Raw genomic sequence first — 19,124 nt, forward strand, 5'->3', positions numbered from 1 at the left:
AATGATAAAGAAAGGGCAGAAATAGCATCCCAAAAGTAAAACTGGATGAAATAGATCATAAAATCATGAATTTGTTGTATGAAAATGCGAGAATTCCAGTTTCAGAAATAGGACGGATGATATCGATCACGCAGCCTGCTGTTAAAGAACGGATTAACAAACTTGAAGATCAAGGTGTTATAGCTGCTTACAGGGCGAAATTTGAACCTTCCAAAATTAATAAAAACATTCAAGCATTCATTATGTTTAAAACAAGCCAATGTAATGATTTTATACAATTTTGTAAATCTTCTTCTGAAGTAACGGACTTATATCGGATCAGCGGAGAATTTAATTATATGATGACAGTAATGATCGATTCGATGGATTCTCTGGCTGCTTTTTTAGATTCTTTAATGAAATTTGGATTATCATCTCCTTTAATCGTTTTAAAGAACGAATTTGAAGAGAAAATATCTTTCTGACAAAGGGAAGTTTGTTTATTTAAAGGATTTTTTTCAAACAAAACACTAATTATGAAATCTTTGTTCTACCAAAACTATGTTCCAAATATTCAATAGAATAATTATCAAAAAAACTTCCATAGATAAGTATCATATTATTGCATATCATACTGTCAAAAAAGGCGAAAACGCGCTGTTACTGCCAAAACATATGCATTGCTTTAAGCCAACTTAAAAAAACTGAACCCTTATGTTTCATAGTCATTGGCTTCATGTATCCAGATGCTTAGCTGTCGAGTAAGAACATTTTTAAAGGGATTAAAGAAGTTTTACAGTATTTATATAATGAGGATGCAAAAAGTCCGGGAAGGCGAGTTCAGGCAGTATCATCGTTTCCCGGCTCTTTTTAGCCTCCTTTTTAAGTCCATTTGAAAGAATATTTAAAACTCTCGCGAAGGGAAGGGGTAGCTTGCTCGTTCAAACGATTAACAGCACAAGATTGCAACAAAGAATTAAAGCGTTGGCCCAAATCGGAAAAATTGGTGAAACGGGTGTATGTCGTCTGTCGCTGTCAAAAGAAGATCGTCAAGCGGTTGAATTAGTCAGAGGTTGGATGAAAGAAGCGGGAATGGCAACACGAATTGATCATTTTGGAAACTTAATTGGCAGATTGGAAGGAAGAAATCCCGATTTACCTGTACTGATGCTTGGATCGCATATTGATTCCCAGCCTTATGGGGGCAGGTTCGATGGGACGATTGGCGTTTTGGGTGCTATAGAAGTCGTTCAATCAATGCATGAACAGCATATTGTACCGGAAGTCCCTATTGAAGTCGTCTCGTTTTGTGATGAGGAAGGCTGCCGATTTAATAAAGGAATCTTCGGAGTTCGCGGCATTACAGGAAAATTAGAGGAGGGCGAATTAGAAAGAACGGATAGCAACGGCGTGACACGAAGGCAGGCTTTGCTTGACTTTGGCTGTGATCCAGCGAAATTTAAGGAATCTGAATATCTCGAAGGCAGCATCGGCGCTTTTTTAGAGATGCACATTGAACAAGGGCCGATTCTAGATAACTTAAATGAACCAATCGGCATTGTCACAGGCATATCGGGACCGCTTTGGCTGACCGTTGAAATGACAGGCTTTGCCGGCCATGCCGGCAGCGTTCCGATGTCGATGCGGCGGGATGCCTTAGTCGGCGCTTCTAAAGCCATTATCGCTTTAAATGAGATTGCCAAACAAGATTCAAAGGCGCCTTCGGTAGGAACTGTCGGTCATTTGCAGGTTTTCCCCAATTCGCGTAATATCATCCCGGAAAAGGTCACGTTCACTATTGATTTGAGAGATATAGATCTTGATAGAAGAAATGCCTATGAAAATGAACTGCGGACAATCATTGATCAGATTGCCAAGGAAAATGGCTTGAAATACAGCATTAAAGAAGATACCAACTCTGAACCTAGGTATTGTGCAGATTGGATCAAAGACATCATTAGAAATAAAAGTAAAAAACAAGGATTAAATCCGCCTGAATTGATGAGCGGTCCTTTTCATGATTCTCTAGCCATGTCTTATGCCTGTGATTACGGGATGATTTTTGTCCGCTGCAAAGACGGGATAAGTCATAATCCAAAAGAATACGCAACCTTTGAGGATATCGCTATCGGTACGGAAGTTTTATATCAAACTGCCATTCAAATGGCTAAAAAGATGAAAGGGTGATAAGAATGAGTGCTGATGTTGTTTTCATAAACGGCGAAGTCATTACAGTAGACAAACAAAATCGGATCGTTGAGGGTGTGGCTGTTAAAGATAACCGGATTGTTGCGGTCGGTTCTTTTCAAGAAGTCCAAGATTATATCGGTGAAGAAACTGAAGTGATTGATTTGGAAGGGAAAACGCTGCTTCCAGGTTTCATAGATTCGCATGTGCACCTGACCATGTATGGCGTTAACCAGCTAGGGGTCAATTGCAAATCTCAACATATAGAATCTATTGAAGATATTTTTGCGGAATTACGAAATCAAGCGGAACACAAACCTAAAGGCGAATGGATACGCGCTTCTGGTTTCAATGAAATGGCTGTTAAGGAGAAGCGTTATCCAACCATTGCGGAATTGGATGCCATTTCAACGGACCATCCAATCATCATTGCCCGAACATGCGGCCATATCAGTATCGCAAACACGAAAGCGCTGGAGCTGGCTGGAATCGATGAGAAGACGCCTGATCCTAAAGGGGGCATGATTCATCGCGGTCACAATGGTCAACTGACAGGCCGTTTAATAGAAGCTGCCAATATGTATATAAATAGTGTCGCGGCCTATTCAGAAGCGGAATTAAGACAAGGAATGAAGAAAGCTTCCGATCACTTTATCGCTGCGGGCATCACGAGTGTGCATGATGCGGGAGCCTATGGTGCGGACAGTTACCGGATATTGCAGCAAGCGATTAATGATCATGATGTTCGCGTCAGGGTATATGCGCTGGTTTGCTCTTTGAACGATTCGCACAAATTTGTTCATAAAATGGTAAATGCCGGTGTTTTAACAGGAACAGGGGACGAGAGATTCAGAATCGGTCCGGTGAAATTATTTGTGGACGGAAGCAGCACGGGTCCGACCCTCGCAACAAGAGCGCCGTATACGAGTGATCCGAATGACACGGGGATCTTATATTATAAAGAGGAAGAAATCTATCGCATCTTAGGAGAAGCGCATAAAAAAGGCTATCAGATTACCGTCCATGCCCAAGGCGACCGAGCGATTGAAATGTACTTAAACTGCGTTGAAAAAGCATTAGAAGAGTCGCCGCGAAACAATCATCGCCACCGTATTGAGCATGCAGGGATTTCATCACCTGACTTGCAGGAAAGAATGAAGGCGCTTGAAGTGATACCGATTGTCAATCCGCCGTTCCCGTATGAATTTGGCGACATATATGTTCATCATTACGGCGAACGCGTGAATGATATGTATCCTGCCCGTGATTTTATTGATAAAAAGATTATTGCGGCCGCCGGCTCAGATTCGCCAGTCACACACTTTGATCCGTTATTAGGCATTCATACGGCAGTGAATCGAAAGAGCCAGACAGGAAAGGATATTGGATCTAATCAGTGCATCAGTGTCTTGGAAGCTATTAGACTTTATACATGGAATGGCGCATATGCCAGCTTTGAAGAAGATATTAAGGGGAGCATCGAAGTCGGAAAACTGGCAGATCTCGTTGTTCTCAGCGACAATATTCTCAATATTGAACAGGAAAAGATAAAGGATTTGAAAGTGGAATTGACAATGATTGATGGTGATATATTATACCAAAGGGAAAAAGCAGGGCAGCCGTAAATAAAACTAAGGAGATTAAAAATATTAAGCTAACCCCTTATGCCGATGATTCCTTTATCAGGAATCGGCTTTTTTTAATCATAAAGTTTACATAATAAATTTACCGTATATTTAAAGGGTATATCATCAACGAGATTTAATTAAGCATGCTTTTCCGGTTCATTTACGATAGAATCAAGACGTACCTTTTTTGCCTTATTTAACTTTGTTTTGTGATATAAGTGGAGGAGATGAATAGTGGTAAGTCCATTCTTATTTTTTGAATTTGCGGATCGGGACGGAAAGAAACATCCAAAAGCTTTTCATAATCCTGAAGAAATCATCGCCGCTCATTCTATAGATGAAGTCATTCCAGCGCTTATTAAAGTACAGAACGCTGTGAATGCCGGCTATTACGCGGCAGGTTATCTTTCATATGAAGCTGCGCCTGCCTTTGATCAAGCTTATGCTGTTAAAAGCGGAAACAAAATGCCCTTGCTTTGGTTTGGTATCTTTAAAAAGCCGGCAATGATCGATCACAGCGGAACTCACGGCGGATATGATGTTTCAGATTGGAAACCAACGACAACATATCAAAACTACCAAATGGGCATGGCGAAAATCAAAGAAGCGATAGCTGAAGGGGCAACATACCAAGTCAATTATACAATGCGGCTCCGTTCTAAGTTTGAAGGCGATGATTTCAGTTTTTACAAACAATTGTCCAGAGCACAATCTTCGAATTATAGCGCGTATTTAAATATAGGTACATACCGGATTTTATCAGCATCGCCGGAGTTATTTTTTCACTGGAACGGCAGCGAAATTATCACCCGTCCGATGAAGGGAACGACAAAGCGAGGATTGTCATGGGAAGAAGACGAGCAAAATGCGGCATGGCTGTACGAATCGGAAAAAAATCGCGCCGAAAATGTTATGATTGTTGACTTGCTGAGAAATGACTTAGGGAATATCGCTGAAACAGGTTCTGTAGAAGTCAGCCGGCTTTTTGAAATTGAAAGGTATCCAACAGTACTGCAAATGACATCGACGATAAAAGCCCAGACAAGGCCGGAGGTTCAGCTGAAGGATATTTTTTCTGCTTTGTTTCCGTGCGGATCAATTACCGGAGCACCAAAAGTCAGCACTATGCAGATTATCTCTGATTTAGAAGATTCACCGCGGGAAGTATACTGCGGTGCTATTGGATTTATATCCCCCGAAGGCGAAGCCGTTTTCAATGTGCCAATTCGTACAGTTGTCATTAATACGAATACAAATGAAGCGGAATACGGTGTCGGAGGCGGGGTAACATGGGACTCAACAACAAAAGGCGAATATAGCGAGATGATCACAAAGGCTGAATTATTAACTGTGCAGCAGCCGGAATTCGACTTATTAGAAAGCCTAAAGCTAGAAAACGGCAATTATGTTTTGCTTGACCGACATGTGAACCGGCTGCAGAAATCCGCGGCATATTTTTGTTTTCCTTTATCATTGGAAAATGTTTATGACTCTTTAAAAGCATTTGCTGCGTCACATCAGACAGGCACTTATAAAGTTCGCTTGTTAGTTTCGCGAAACGGGAATGTCAGTACCGAAGGACAAATGATAACGCCTCTGGCAGAACCTTTGAATGTGACCCTTGCAGACACTCCGATCTCAAGAAATCACCCTTTTTTGTACCATAAAACAACTCATCGGACAGTATATGATCAGTGCCGGTCTCATCATCCGAACGTCTTTGATGTCCTTTTATGGAATGAAGAGGGTGAACTCACTGAATTCACGATTGGAAATCTTGTCTTAGAATTAGAAGACGGCCTATGGACGCCTCCTGCTAAAAGCGGGCTATTGGCAGGAACTTTCCGTGATGAACTGCTTTCGACAGGGAAAATCAAAGAACGCATACTGAAAGCTGACGATCTTAAAGCCTGTTCATCTATATGGCTGATTAACAGTGTCAGGGGATGGGTTCAAGTTGATTTGATTTAAAACAAAACTGCTCCCGCCTGTTATATCTCAAGGCGGGAGGATTTAGATGAATATATTATATTTCGATGACGTTTAGTTAGATGGATTGAGTTAAGCTATTTTTAAATTCAGCTCTTGTTAAATAATCGTTTAAAAAAACTTGGCTTTTCATTCATTGCTGTTTTCCGTCTTAGAACCGCGGTTAATTTTTCATCACGCTTTTTCAATTTTTCATCCAGTGCTTGCTGCTGCCTTTGATTTAATAAACTTTGTTCATAAATCTTTTCAATCAATTCTTTTGATGTGGGGCCATTTTCTCCTTCTGCCTTGGGGATAGTCATCTCTTCCAGGGATTCTTCTACCTGTTCGGTATCCATTCCGTTAGCATAAAAAAGATAAATAATCTCCATCATTTTAACCGACTCACTGGCAATGAAATAATCTTTTTGATCCTTTTTGAATATTAGATGCCGCCCGTGATTCCGTATGTATCTTCTTATTGAAGCATTGGGGATACCCGTTACTTTTTCTACATCCGTAACAGATAGCCAATCAGCCATGCAAACACCTCCAAACAGGTACTAAAAATATGAGTAACGCATGATTTTAAATACATTTATTCTACACGCAACTTAATTTTCCTTTGAAAACTTTCATCGACTGCATTTAGATTTACGAGTTATTCTTTTATTTGACAATCTGATATAGGAATAAATACAATGAGATAGCTTAAAAAATTCGTATGCGAATTTTTTGGTATGTTATTAATTTATTCGTTTAACGAATCATTTACCATGGATCGGAGATAATCGAATGTGTTAAGACTGTTCAGGTTTTTAAAGCCTTATCGCATTTCTGTAGGTGCGGTATTAGTGCTTGTCTTTTTACAATCCCTTTCCAATTTATATTTGCCTACGTTGATGTCAGACATTGTGGATATAGGCATTGTAAAGAAGGATATCCCTTATATTTTAAAAATTGGCGGATTTATGCTCCTTATTGCGGCCGGGGGAATGGCTGTTTCCATTGCGGCCAGCTATTTATCTTCTAAAGTGTCGGCAGGCTTCGGAAAAATATTGCGAGAAAAGGTTTTCACTCATGTTGAAAATTTTTCATTGCAAGAGTTTGATAGAATCGGCACAGCATCACTTATTACAAGGACGACCAATGATATCACTCAAGTTCAGCAAGTCTTAACGGTAATGATGCGGATGATGATCAGTGCGCCGCTCATGTGCATCGGCGGGATTATTATGGCCGTCTCAAAAGACGCCAAGCTGTCGACCGCGTCCTGCGTGAAGGTCTGACCGGTATTCGCGTGATCCGTTCTTTTAACCGTGTGGATTATGAGAAACGGCGCTTTAACGAAGCGAATCTTGATTTGACAAACACAGCAGTTAAAGTCAACAGAATGATGGCGTCATTAATGCCGCTGATGATGCAAATCCTTAATTTTGCATCAATCGCTATCATTTGGTTTGGCGGACTTCGCATTAATAATGGCCATATGCAAGTCGGCGATTTAATGGCTTTTCTCCAATATGCCATGCAGATCATGTTTGCGTTAATGATGGCTTCTATGATGTTTGTGATGATTCCAAGGGCGTCCGCTTCGGCGGTAAGAATTAACGAAGTATTAAATATAGCGCCTCAAATTAAGGATCCGGAGAAAGCAGAGAATGTTGATAATAAGAAAGGGTACGTCGAATTTCAGAACGTGACCTTCAGTTATCCGGGAGCCGAACAGCCGGCGCTGTCATACATTTCTTTCAGCGCGAAACCGGGTGAAGTAACAGCCATCATCGGCGGCACGGGATCTGGCAAATCGACGCTTATTAATCTCATTCCTCGTTTCTATGATATTGACAGCGGCAGTATTTTAATAGATGGCGTAGACATAAGATCACTGTCTCAAAAACACCTTAGGGACAAAATTGGTTTGGTCCCGCAGAAAGCGCTGCTTTTTTCAGGGTCGATTGCGGATAATATTCGTTTCGGGAAGGAAAAGGCAGCCGATGATGAGGTTCGCCGCGCCGCAGATATCGCTCAAGCAACTGATTTTATAGAAAATCTAAAAGACGGTTTTGAGTCAGTCATATCGCAGGGAGGAACCAATGTGTCCGGCGGGCAAAAACAACGTCTGTCTATTGCGCGCGCGCTAGTCAAAAGGTCGGAAATCTATGTTTTTGATGACAGCTTCTCAGCACTTGATTTTAAAACAGATGCCAAGCTGCGTCAGGCACTGAAAGAGGAAACGGTTAATGCGACAGTTTTGATCGTTGCCCAAAGGGTGAGTACAATCATGGATGCCGACAGAATTATTGTATTACATGAAGGGAAAGTTGCCGGAATCGGGCGCCATCATGAACTGTTGAAATCTTGCCAGGTCTATAAGGAAATTGTTTCCTCACAGCTGACAGAGGAGGAAATTGTATGAGTGAACAACGCCGAAATCAAATACCTTTTGGCGGTCGGGGCAGAGGTCACGGTCCCGGTCGTTTTATGCCGGTGCAAAAAGCAAAAGACTTTAAAAGAACGTCAAAAAGATTGATAGGTTATTTTAAGCCGCATAAATTCAAGCTGCTTACGGTGTTTCTGGCCGCTGTTCTAAGCACAGTCTTCAGTATCCTCGGACCGAAAATTATGGGCAAGGCGACAACGAAATTATTCGAGGGCGTCATGATGAAAATCAAAGGTGTTCCCGGCGCCAAGATTGATTTTCATTACATTGCAGATATTCTGTTGATCTTAGCCATCCTCTATATATTGAGCGCTTTGTTCTATTATTTTCAGCAATATATGATGGCTGGAGTGGCTCAGAAAATTGTTTATCATCTCCGCCATCAAGTGAATGATAAACTGTCGCGTTTGCCTCTTAAATTTTTTGATTCGAAAACGCATGGTGAAATCCTCAGCAGGGTTGTCAATGATGTAGATAATATAAGCAATACTTTGCAGCAGAGCCTGACGCAGCTAATGACTTCAATCATTACTTTCATTGGCATCATTGTGATGATGCTGACGATCAGTCCTTTAATGACTTTGATCGTTTTTGTGACTTTGCCGCTCAGCTTTATTGCGGCAAAAGCGATTGCCTCAAGGTCGCAAACCTATTTTATGGGACAACAAAAAGCGCTTGGGGATCTTAACGGTCATGTGGAAGAAATGTACAGTGGGCATACCGTTATTAAAGCATTTGGCAAAGAAGAACAATCGATTGGCAAATTCAAAGCTATTAATGAAAAGCTTTATGAGTCGGGTTGGAAAGCTCAGTTTATTTCCGGGATAATTATGCCGATTATGAGCTTTATCACCAACATCGGGTATGTCCTTGTTTGTGTTGTCGGCGGGATACTTGTCACTAAGAAAGCTATTGCAATCGGAGATATTCAAGCATTTATTCAATATGCCAGACAGTTTGCTCAACCGATTACCCAAATCGCAAATATCGCCAACCTGATTCAGTCTACAATCGCTTCAGCCGAGCGTGTATTTGAAGTTCTTGATGAAGAGGAAGAAGTGCCCGAAGCGACAGATGCTAAAGTTATTGAGTCGCCTGAAGGCCGTGTTCGCTTTGAGCACGTCAATTTTGGTTATAAAGAAGACGAAATGCTTATTAATGATATGAATATTGATGTCAAACAAGGCCAAACCATCGCTATTGTAGGACCAACCGGCTCTGGAAAAACAACGCTGGTGAACTTGCTGATGCGATTCTATGAAATTAACAGCGGAAAAATAACCATTGATGGTATTGATATTACACAATTAAAACGCGGCAGTCTGCACAGTTTGTTTGGCATGGTGCTGCAAGATACATGGCTGTTCCATGGAACAATAGGAGACAATATCGCCTATGGACGTGATGGAGCGACGGAAGAAGAGATTATTGAAGCCGCTCAAGCAGCCCATGCTGATCATTTCATCAGAACCCTGCCTGACGGTTATGATACAATTCTTAATGAAGACGGCTCGAATCTTTCTCAAGGCCAAAAACAGCTGTTGACAATCGCCCGCGCCATTTTAGCTGATCCGGCGATTCTCATTTTTGATGAAGCGACAAGCAGTGTCGATACAAGAACGGAATTATATATCCAAAAAGCAATGAACAAGCTGATGAAAGGAAGAACGAGCTTTGTCATAGCCCATCGGCTCTCGACGATTCGGGACGCGGATCTTATCCTCGTCATGAATAATGGCAGCTTGATTGAAAAAGGCACACATGAGGCGCTGCTCGCAAAAGAGGGTTTTTATGCTGATCTTTATAACAGTCAGTTTAGCAAAGTGATATAAATAGTACGGCAGAAAGGGACGTATGCTGCGCCGGCATTAATGTTAACACAGATACCCGGCTGGCATACGTCTTTTAATATCTTTTATTTGACATAAGGAAAAGGTGTTCATATAATATGGAACTTGGCGGCTTTATCAAACGCGGGGCGGGATAAATGCCGGCTTTTTTATTTCCTTATTATGATTGAAGGGTGCGGCAGGCTTTTGGAAAGCAGCTGCCGTTCTTTCCGGCCCTTCGTTCATCTCAAAGGAAATAGGTTTCAATCTGACATTCTTTATAAGAAAGGAGCAATCATAATGAGTACGCAAATCGAGGAAAAAAATACAGCAGTCAGCGCAAAAAAACAAGCGAACGGATTTCCGATTGCTCTCGCCGCATTAACTATAGGAGCATTTGCCATCGGCATGACTGAATTTGTGATTATGGGGCTATTGCCTAATGTTGCTTCAAATCTGCATGTATCGATATCAAAAGCGGGTCAGCTTATTACCGGCTATGCTCTTGGAGTAGCCGTAGGAGGACCGCTCTTAACAATAATAACCTACCGAACGCCGCGCAAAATGCTTCTATGCCTTTTAATGGCTATATTTATCGTTGGCAATGCGCTTTGTGCGGTTTCACCCAATTATACATTTCTTATGATTGCGAGGATCGTGGCTGCATTTGCCCATGGCACGTTTTTCGGTGTAGGATCGATTATCGCTTCCAGCCTGGTTCGTCCTGAAAAAAAAGCAAGTGCCGTTGCAATCATGTTTACTGGACTGACGCTTGCCAATATTATAGGTGTCCCATTCGGAACATTTATTGGCCAGCAATTCGGATGGAGGACAAGCTTTTGGATTATCACTTTTTTGGGCTTGATCGCTTTAATAGGCATTATGATACTTGTTCCCCGGGTTCAAATAAATGGTCAATCAAACCTTTGGAAAGAAATTAATATTTTTCGTCATCCTCAAGTTCTTATCGCTTTATTAATGACTATTTTTGGATTTGGCGGTGTATTTACTGCTTTCACTTATATTACGCCCATTCTTGAGAATATAACAGGATTCACCGAGCATAGTGTCACTATGATCTTAGTACTGTTTGGGATAGGTGTCACAATCGGAAATATTCTTGGAGGCAAGCTGGCAGATTGGCGTTTAATGCCAAGTTTAATCGCAAACCTTATATTTCTGGCATTGATACTAGCTGTATTTTCGATGACCAGCGGAAACAAATTATTAGCTGTGGTAACAGTCTTTATTTGGGGTATTGCCGCTTTTGCAATTGTCCCGTCATTGCAAGTCAGGATTATGAATGTAGCGAATGATGCACCGACGATGGCTTCAACATCCAATCAATCCGCCTTTAACCTAGGAAATGCAGGCGGCGCTTTTCTTGGCGGATTAGCCGTTGATCATACCGGTCTCCATTCCGTTCCGCTGATTGCATCTTTGGTAACAGTTATTGGATTAGTTATAACGATAGTAAGCTATATGATAGATAAAAGGGTTAGCGAATGACAGCTAACCCTTCATTTGTTTACAGCCGCGTTCAAACTGGATAAACATCATAAAAACTCACATTTATTGCTTATTATTTATAGGATCCAACGGTTACATAGGGCGAGAATCGATAACTAGATAATAATGACATTCAGACTTGCCAAGATTTATAAACCGATGTTGTGTATTAGCTTCAAAGTACATTGAATCTCCAGCATTAAGCGTATATTTTTTTTCGCCATTCCCTAATTCAATTTGTAATTTACCGCTTGAAACAAAAATGTATTCCTCAACTCCTTTTTTGTGCGATGGAAAAACACCTGATTCCTTAGATGGAGGAATAATATTTAAAATAAATTCTATTCCCTTTGTTGTAAATGAGGGAGATAAAAGATGTCGTTGAAATCCCGAGGACGGATCTCTATATACCAAACGGTTATCCTTACGAATTATAATTACCTCCTGCTCTTTTTGTTCATCAAGTAGTTGTGAAATAGTTGTTCCTAAACCTTCAGCAATTTGGGAAGCTACCTTAATTGTAGGTTGTTTTTCATCACGTTCGATTTGCGATAACATAGATCGACTAACTTGGCATTTTTCTGCAAGTTCTTCTAAAGTTAGCCCCTTACGCTTCCTTGTATTTTTTAAGTTTTCAGCAAAACTCATTTTATCCTCCTTTAAACAATTACACTATAGTGGATTTTTTTCTTGACACAAACAAACCAACGAATTACAATGGAAATTGTTCCACTATAGTATACAAAAAATATATAAGAATGTCATTAGAAAGATAGGAGTGTATTCATGTGAGTTCTAAGATTTTTATTAATGGTAATTTTGTTAATAAGGACGAAGCTACAATTAATGTTTTTGATCACGGTTTGTTATACGGAGACGGCATTTATGAAGGAATGCGTTGTTATTCAGACGTCGTTTTTAAATTAGATGAGCATCTATATACGGGGACATTAAGGCAGTGTAAAAATTACGTGTGTGCGCCTTTATGGCGTATACGTGTTTATCAATTTACGAGGGGGCTCTTTGATGGAATCTTTGATTGCAATATTACCAATACTCGGCGTATTCTTATTACTATTTGAATTTAGACAATCATCGTTACGAGCAGGGATTTTTGCCTATATCGTAACTCTATTGATCACTATAATAACTTCTTCATTTAAACTAACATCAAAAGGTATCTTTCACGCTACAATTAAAGGAATGTTAATTTCTTTTATTGCTGCATATGTACTTTTTTTTGGGATTTTTCTTTTTCATCTTATGAATAAATCCGGAAAAATAGATATCATTGCTTCGTGCATAGCACAAGCTACAAAAGATAAAATCATGCAAGCAATTATTTTGGTGATTGGTTTTTCACCTTTAATTGAATCAACAAGTGGTTTTGGTACTGCCTTTTTAGTAGTAACTCCGATTTTAATTGCACTGGGTTTTGAACATTTCAAGGCAGCTTTAATTGGTCTCGTCAGTCTTCTTGCAGTCCCTTGGGGAGCATTGTCTACGGGAACAGTAATTGGGGCAAATTTAGGGAAAATACCCCTTGAAAATATGGGAATAGGGAGTGCAATTGTTGGGATCCCTACCTTTATTTATTTTCTTGCTATCGCTGTATATTTAGCAGGAGGAAAAAAGGGTGTTCAAGAAAAATGGAAGGAAGTTATCTTATTTTCTTTAACTTTTGGCATCTCAATTCTAATCTTTAATGCTTATGTGAGTGTAGAGTTAGCAGGCGTACTAAGTGCTTTAATCACAACAGGATTAGGATTCATAGTAGTCAAATTATCGTATAAAAAAAATAAGAAATATGGTAACTTGGCTTTTAATGAAATATCCACTTCCCAAGAGGAAGTTAGAGAAAGTATTTTTAAGGTTATGAGTCCGTATCTATTTTTAACCTTTTTTATCTTTATTTCCCGTCTGATTCCAGCTATAAAAGACTTTTTAGAATCACATTTTGTAATCGAACTACCTAACTATTCGTTTTCGCTTGCCTTACTTTATTCACCTGGTTTTTGGCTTTTAATGGCCTGCTTATTTGCTATTTTCATTTTTAGGATCCAATGGCTTGTTATATGGGATTCGTTAAAAGAAACGCTTAAGCAATGGCTGCCATTTGTTATTTCAACAACTGCATTTGTAGCCATGGCTGAAATTATGGCTGAATCTGGGATGACAATGCATATTGCAAACATAGCAGGAACTCTATTTGGTGCAACTTTCATATTTATTTCCCCCATCATTGGAGGATTAGGTGGATTTCTTACTGGCAGTAATACAGGGGCAAATGCCATGTTTATTAATCTTCAGGTACAAACCGCACACCAGTTAGGAATGTCGCCCGATTTGTTTGCTTATGCTCAAAATACAAGCGCATCGCATTCAACGATGGCTGCGCCATCTCGTGTTATGTTAGGTGCTTCTTTATGCGATATTCAGTCCAGAGAAAACAGTTTATTAAAAAATATTTGTTTCATTGTAGCTGGAGCATTACTTATTATAACTTTGACAACTTCCTTATGGTTATGGTTATTTTAAATAAAATTAACTATATTAAATTAAACTCAAAAATGTATAAATATAACACAATGGAAGGTTCCCGCTCGAAAACCGGACGATCGACTTTCGAAACGTTCAGTGAATAACATTTGTTTACAGCCGCGTTCAAACTGGATAAACATCATAAAAACTCACATCAAATAATTGAAATTAAAAAAACATGTGAGTTTTTATGACAAAAATACTGAATCTCTATGTAAAGTCCTCTAAACTGAAAGCGAAAAGAAATGAAAAGGTGAAGGATTTATTTTTGAGGTTTTCACGTTATGTCAACCGCTCGTGTTTCACTGAGGCGCCTTTTTTAGAAATGAGCAAAGGACTGAAATAGGAAATGCCAGTGCAAATCCTGTACCATTGACTTTAAGTGAACTTGAAAGGCTTTTCCGAATGATTGCTAGAAAAAACACGAACAGGACGTCTAGTTAACACATTTGGCCATATTCCTGCAGCCATTTAAACGGCTGACAGCGGATTTTCCTTGCCGCTAAGCTGAACCCCGCCTTAAATATAAATACTTCATAAAAAAGTCCTCTCTTCATATGATGAATTGAGCATCTATGTTGAACACTTTTAATTCGTTTGAAATACTGGAAATGAACGTATTAATCCTATCAAAAGGAGAGTCGATGTCATGAAAGTCACAGTCGTGGGAGCAAATGGCCAAATCGGCCGTCAGTTGACAGAACTTTTAGCCAAGAGTAATGAATATACTGTTCGGGCTATGGTTAGAAAACCGGAACAAACAGAAGCCTTTGAGAAGATTGGAGCAGAAACGGCGGTGGCTAATTTAGAAGGAACAGTAGCTGAATTAACGGATGCCGTTAAAGGCTGTGATGCGGTCGTCTTTACTGCCGGTTCAGGAGGAAGCACAGGATATGATAAGACATTGCTCGTTGACCTTGATGGTGCGGTTAAAACCATTGAAGCGGCCCAACAGGCAGGGATAAAACGATTTATAATGGTCAGTGCTCTTCAAGCTCACCATCGCGATAATTGGAATGAGCAAATTAAGCCGTATTATGCCGCAAAACATTATGCGGACAAAATGCTCGAAGCAAGCGGATTAACATATACCATTGTACGCCCCGGCAGACTATTAAATGAACCCGGGACAGGAATGATTACGGCAAATGAAAATCTTACAAGAAGTTCAATCCCGCGTGAAGATGTAGCAAAAACTGTCTTTGCAGCGCTTAACGAGGAACATACGTTTAATAAATCATTTGATATTGTTTCAGGCCATACGCCGATTGTTAAGGCATTAAAAGACTTTTAAAAGGATAGGGACGGGAAAAACAAATTTGCACCGTATAAAATAAAAGGTTTAAAAAAGCCCGGCTTTCAAAGAAAAACCGGGCTTGAGCCATTGTTTGTATGCGGGAATTATTATACGGTTAGATAAAAGGGCAGGATAGTTTTGAAAAAATAAGTTAAGGGCGTTCCAGAAAATGAAAGGGGTTCACGGTGTGTTTTATTATCGTATAAGACCGATGTTCCGCTTCTGTAAGATTCCCTTAATTAATCATTGAATATTTTTTATATTTTTATTTATTGTTCTTTTAGAACAGTGTTCTTAATATTCAATAGGGCCACTAGATAAAAAGAATTTTGATCTATTAGGGAAATTTGTACCGGCTCAATGCCAGCTTATATGATATGATAAATTTATAGGAAATAACAAGCAGGTGAGTAGAGTTATGCCAAATCGTTTTTTAACAAAACAACGAGCAGTCATTAAGCTGTATCTCATCAATTTAGTCGAGCAAAACAAGCTGTATGGATTGCAATTTCTCCAATTGTTAAGAAAAGAATTCGAGCCCTACGGCTTTCGTCCGACACACTCAGAAATTTACAAATCATTGCATGAGTTAACTAAAGAGGGGATATTATACCGAACAAAAAAATTGAAAGGCGAAGGTCAAGACGGCTTTCAAGAAATTGTCATCTATCAATTTACTGAGGATGGATATGAGAAAGCTAAGACTTATAAAAAAATGGTGAAACAGGACCTTGACCGAAGCAAGCACATGATCAACAAAATATTAAAAGATAATTTCTAAGAACGCTGGAGCTTGAGAACTTCACTTTTAAACCCATCAAACTCATAAAAAATGCATGATTCTTGGTGCCAAGCTGATCATAAAACGATATTAATAGATATAAATCAATGGTATAGACACTATTACCAAAAGGGGTGTGACATATTGGGTCATAAAGCTGATATTATTATTGTCGGCGGCGGTGTAATGGGCTCCAGTATTGCTTACAATCTATTAAATGACGGTTATGAAGGAAAGATTATTCTTTTTGAAAAGGACAAGCTTTATGAATTTTCATCAACGCCTCGAAGCGCAGGGGGCCTTCGCCAGCTTTATACAACTGCAATAAACATTCAAATCAGCCGATACAGCCTGCAAGTCTATCAAACTTTTCCGGAGAATATGGCTGTAGATGGCGAAAGAGCCGACATTGATTTTAAAAGAAGAGGATACTTATTTCTTGGAACAGACGACATGATGAGCGGCTTTGAAAAGCAGTTAAAACTGCAAAACGCTTACGGTGTCCCTTCGGAAATCCTTGACAGATCAAGGCTTAAGAACCTTATCCCCGAGTTGAATACTGATGATTTAGCCGGCGGTCTTTATTGTTCTGAAGATGGATACCTCGATCCTTACTCTGTCATGCAAGGTTACATCAAGAAAGCGAAAAGTCTTGGGGCGGAATACATTTATCAAGAAGTCGATCATCTTGTTATAAACAGCCACAGGATTCATGGTGTTTGTTTAATGGACGGCACCAAATATGAGGCGCCGATTGTTATTAACTGCGCAGGTGCTTGGGCGCCGTTCTTAAGCGAAAAAGGCGGGCTTCCAATCCCGGTTGTCCCTCTGAAAAGACAGATCTTTCAGTTTAATGCAAAAAAACCTTTAGAAAAGAAACTGCCGTTAACGATTGATCCGTCGGGAGTATATTTTCGTCATGAAGGGGAAACGCTGATCTGCGGTTATTCCGAAGATGTTGAACCCGGCATCGATTTTACTTGGAAGAGATCCTATTTTATTGAAAATTTGTGGCCAATACTAGCTAAACGCATCAGTCAATTCGAGAATATAAAACTTGAAAAAGGCTGGGCGGGCTTATACAGCTTTAATACAAAAGATCAAAATGCGATTATCGGTCATCACCCAAAATGCCGAGGCTACTATTTAGCCTGCGGCTTCAGCGGTCACGGAATGCAGCAGGCGCCGGCTGTCGGGAAAGGGATATCTGAGCTGATCAGAAAAGGAAAATATGAAACAATTGATCTAAGTCCTTTAAGAGTTGAACGTTTTGCTGAAAATGATTTAGTGATTGAAGAAGCGATTGTTTAATAGTAAATGATGTCATTAACAGCATGATTGCGCCATATGATGTATTCAGTCCATTTCAGATATAAATTCTGAATATATGAATTATTCCCTCAGGAGTTAAGCGATTTAATCAAAATGCCGGGGAGGAGACATTTATGCCGATTTGATTCACGTCTGAAGCCCAATTAATAAAAAGGGAGCTTCCTTAATGGGGCTTCAGGCGAGGTGATCATTTTGAAAAAAATACAGCCTTCGATATTTCGTTCCCGCAATTTTTGCCTGTTAATGATTTCTGATGCCGTTTCAGTGTTTGGTGATCAAATCGGCTGGATAGCGCTGTTGTGGTTTATAATGGTGACAACAAATCATTCGGCCGATATAGGATTGGCTGCGCTTTGTTTCGGATTGCCGGGTGTTTTTCTTGGACCGATTGTCGGCAATATTCTAGACAGATTCCCGCAAAAGCAGATAATTATTGCCGTAAACTTATTTCTCGGGGGCATCTTTTTCGGTATTCCGCTGCTTTATTGGTTTCACCATCTTTCATTGCCATGCTTAATGATCTTAGCCATTATTGCCGGATGTTTGACCCCGTTTGTGACCGTAGGCTGGATGGTTTTATTGCCTAATGTTGTTTCAGCCAGATATCTCAGTGCAGCAAACGCTATTAATGAGATGATACTTCAGTCTGCGCTAATGGCAGGACCGCTGGCTGGCGGCATGCTTATTGCATCGTTAGGAGCGCCTGTCGCTGTTTGGCTGGATGGTCTATCCTTTTTGATTGCTGTTTTATGCATACTGCCTGTCAAAGTCAGTCAATATAAACAAAAAAATGTCCAAGAACATTCTTCATTACAACAGAAGTCATTTTGGAAAGCTATATGGCATGGGTTCAAATATCTTTATGCTGTGAAAGCAGTATGGTGGGTAACGATAGGCGCTTTATGCTTGAATTTTGCTTACGGCATACTTGACGTCTCTCTCCCTTTATATATCCACCAAGAATTGAAGTTAAGTGCAGTATTCTTAGGGAACCTATGGATGACATACTTTATAGGTTCTATATGCGGCGCGGTCTTGGCTGGGTTTATAGAAATTCCTCTTCAAAAGGGCGTTCTTATGTCCTTTATGATTATCGGCTGGGGCGTTTGCTTTTTACAAATGATTTGGCTACATTATCTTTTGTCGAGTTTTATCATCATGGGGCTTGCCGGCTTTTTGTTCGGAGGATATTCTCCAATGGCCAGAACAGCTGTCCAAACGCTTGTTCCAAAACCGTACCAAGGACGTGTATTCGGTCTCCGTATATCCCTGATTGCCATCGGGGTCCCCTCTGGATCATATGTGAGCGGATTGTTCTCTCAATGGGTCAGGCCTTCATTATTAATCGGAATGACAGGCATCCCTATCTTGATATTAGGCATGCTGCTTCTGTTTATACGGGGTTTTCGCACAATCTGATCTGGTTCATACCAGCGTGGGAAAGTTAAAATTCACATGGATGTTAAACTTATGACTTTTAGTTTATCAGCCGGCTCCTATGTTCTGGATTCGGCTTTTTTTCATGCTGATGGCTGCGTTCCGGATCTCGCCCTTTTATTCAAATACATTGATAAAGGGAGAGTACATTCAGATTTTAAAGCGGTGATCAGTATTTTAGGTTTAATAAAAT

General features: G+C 40.0%; 13 protein-coding genes and 2 pseudogenes. 13 read left to right on the forward strand and 2 right to left on the reverse strand.

Annotation, left to right across the window (positions count from 1 at the left end):
* Window positions 1-26: 26 nt before the first annotated feature.
* The 4 genes from JOD45_RS08825 to pabB all read left to right on the forward strand — a co-directional run bounded on the left by JOD45_RS08825 (window position 27) and on the right by pabB (window position 5,765).
* Window positions 27-464: an AsnC family transcriptional regulator gene (locus JOD45_RS08825; RefSeq protein ID WP_205003587.1), complete on the forward strand. Its 438-nt coding sequence runs from the start codon at window positions 27-29 to the stop codon at window positions 462-464.
* 448 nt (window positions 465-912) lie between these two features.
* The gene (locus tag JOD45_RS08830; RefSeq protein ID WP_205003529.1) at window positions 913-2,166 is read left to right on the forward strand and encodes a M20 family metallo-hydrolase; all 1,254 of its coding nucleotides are present in this window, start codon (window positions 913-915) and stop codon (window positions 2,164-2,166) included.
* 5 nt (window positions 2,167-2,171) lie between these two features.
* On the forward strand, window positions 2,172-3,791 hold the full coding sequence (locus JOD45_RS08835; RefSeq protein ID WP_205003530.1) for an amidohydrolase: 1,620 nt from the start codon (window positions 2,172-2,174) through the stop codon (window positions 3,789-3,791).
* Window positions 3,792-4,028: 237 nt separating this feature from the next.
* The gene (gene pabB / locus JOD45_RS08840) at window positions 4,029-5,765 is read left to right on the forward strand and encodes an aminodeoxychorismate synthase component I (protein ID WP_205003531.1); all 1,737 of its coding nucleotides are present in this window, start codon (window positions 4,029-4,031) and stop codon (window positions 5,763-5,765) included.
* A 107-nt stretch (window positions 5,766-5,872) separates the two neighbouring features.
* Here pabB and JOD45_RS08845 read toward each other — a convergent pair whose 3' ends face one another.
* Window positions 5,873-6,304, reverse strand: a complete 432-nt coding sequence (locus JOD45_RS08845) for a hypothetical protein (RefSeq protein WP_205003532.1) — start codon at window positions 6,302-6,304, stop codon at window positions 5,873-5,875.
* A gap of 255 nt (window positions 6,305-6,559) precedes the next feature.
* On the opposite strand from JOD45_RS08845, the pseudogene JOD45_RS08850 reads away from it, so the two are divergent.
* The 3 genes and pseudogenes from JOD45_RS08850 (at window position 6,560) to JOD45_RS08860 (ending at window position 11,543) form a co-directional block, all read left to right on the forward strand.
* Window positions 6,560-8,181 (forward strand): annotated as a pseudogene (locus JOD45_RS08850) (ABC transporter ATP-binding protein).
* Window positions 8,178-10,037 (forward strand): ABC transporter ATP-binding protein, encoded by a 1,860-nt coding sequence (locus tag JOD45_RS08855; protein ID WP_205003533.1) that lies wholly within the window; start codon window positions 8,178-8,180, stop codon window positions 10,035-10,037. Before JOD45_RS08850 ends, JOD45_RS08855 begins: the two are co-directional and overlap by 4 nt.
* A gap of 297 nt (window positions 10,038-10,334) precedes the next feature.
* Complete coding sequence (locus tag JOD45_RS08860) at window positions 10,335-11,543, forward strand: MFS transporter (protein WP_205003534.1); 1,209 nt, start codon at window positions 10,335-10,337, stop codon at window positions 11,541-11,543.
* 93 nt (window positions 11,544-11,636) lie between these two features.
* On the opposite strand, the gene JOD45_RS08865 is transcribed toward JOD45_RS08860, so the two are convergent.
* Window positions 11,637-12,191 (reverse strand): helix-turn-helix domain-containing protein, encoded by a 555-nt coding sequence (locus JOD45_RS08865; RefSeq protein WP_205003535.1) that lies wholly within the window; start codon window positions 12,189-12,191, stop codon window positions 11,637-11,639.
* 140 nt (window positions 12,192-12,331) lie between these two features.
* Here JOD45_RS08865 and JOD45_RS16560 point away from each other — a divergent pair.
* The 6 genes and pseudogenes from JOD45_RS16560 to JOD45_RS08890 form a co-directional block, all read left to right on the forward strand.
* Window positions 12,332-12,481, forward strand: a pseudogene (locus tag JOD45_RS16560) (branched-chain amino acid aminotransferase); the annotation flags it as partial.
* Window positions 12,482-12,569: 88 nt separating this feature from the next.
* Window positions 12,570-14,081 carry an L-lactate permease gene (locus JOD45_RS08870; protein WP_205003536.1) on the forward strand — a complete coding sequence of 504 codons (1,512 nt, stop codon included), beginning with the start codon at window positions 12,570-12,572 and terminating at the stop codon, window positions 14,079-14,081.
* Between the two features lie 652 nt (window positions 14,082-14,733).
* Window positions 14,734-15,378 carry an SDR family oxidoreductase gene (locus tag JOD45_RS08875; RefSeq protein ID WP_205003537.1) on the forward strand — a complete coding sequence of 215 codons (645 nt, stop codon included), beginning with the start codon at window positions 14,734-14,736 and terminating at the stop codon, window positions 15,376-15,378.
* A 421-nt stretch (window positions 15,379-15,799) separates the two neighbouring features.
* Window positions 15,800-16,162 carry a helix-turn-helix transcriptional regulator gene (locus tag JOD45_RS08880; protein ID WP_205003538.1) on the forward strand — a complete coding sequence of 121 codons (363 nt, stop codon included), beginning with the start codon at window positions 15,800-15,802 and terminating at the stop codon, window positions 16,160-16,162.
* A 144-nt stretch (window positions 16,163-16,306) separates the two neighbouring features.
* Window positions 16,307-17,473, forward strand: a complete 1,167-nt coding sequence (locus tag JOD45_RS08885) for an NAD(P)/FAD-dependent oxidoreductase (protein ID WP_205003539.1) — start codon at window positions 16,307-16,309, stop codon at window positions 17,471-17,473.
* Window positions 17,474-17,686: 213 nt separating this feature from the next.
* The gene (locus tag JOD45_RS08890) at window positions 17,687-18,913 is read left to right on the forward strand and encodes an MFS transporter (protein WP_205003540.1); all 1,227 of its coding nucleotides are present in this window, start codon (window positions 17,687-17,689) and stop codon (window positions 18,911-18,913) included.
* Window positions 18,914-19,124: the final 211 nt, after the last annotated feature.

Source organism: Scopulibacillus daqui (assembly GCF_016908855.1).
GTDB lineage: Bacteria > Bacillota > Bacilli > Bacillales > Sporolactobacillaceae > Scopulibacillus_A > Scopulibacillus_A daqui.

Bases quoted from the DNA above. Each gene is read 5' to 3' on its own strand.
- JOD45_RS08835 (WP_205003530.1), top strand. From the start codon at position 2,172: ATGAGTGCTGATGTTGTTTTCATAAACGGCGAAGTCATTACAGTAGAC.
- JOD45_RS08845 (WP_205003532.1), bottom strand. From the start codon at position 6,304: ATGGCTGATTGGCTATCTGTTACGGATGTAGAAAAAGTAACGGGTATC.
- JOD45_RS08855 (WP_205003533.1), top strand. From the start codon at position 8,178: ATGAGTGAACAACGCCGAAATCAAATACCTTTTGGCGGTCGGGGCAGA.
- JOD45_RS08860 (WP_205003534.1), top strand. From the start codon at position 10,335: ATGAGTACGCAAATCGAGGAAAAAAATACAGCAGTCAGCGCAAAAAAA.
- JOD45_RS08865 (WP_205003535.1), bottom strand. From the start codon at position 12,191: ATGAGTTTTGCTGAAAACTTAAAAAATACAAGGAAGCGTAAGGGGCTA.
- JOD45_RS08870 (WP_205003536.1), top strand. From the start codon at position 12,570: ATGGAATCTTTGATTGCAATATTACCAATACTCGGCGTATTCTTATTA.
- JOD45_RS08875 (WP_205003537.1), top strand. From the start codon at position 14,734: ATGAAAGTCACAGTCGTGGGAGCAAATGGCCAAATCGGCCGTCAGTTG.
- JOD45_RS08880 (WP_205003538.1), top strand. From the start codon at position 15,800: ATGCCAAATCGTTTTTTAACAAAACAACGAGCAGTCATTAAGCTGTAT.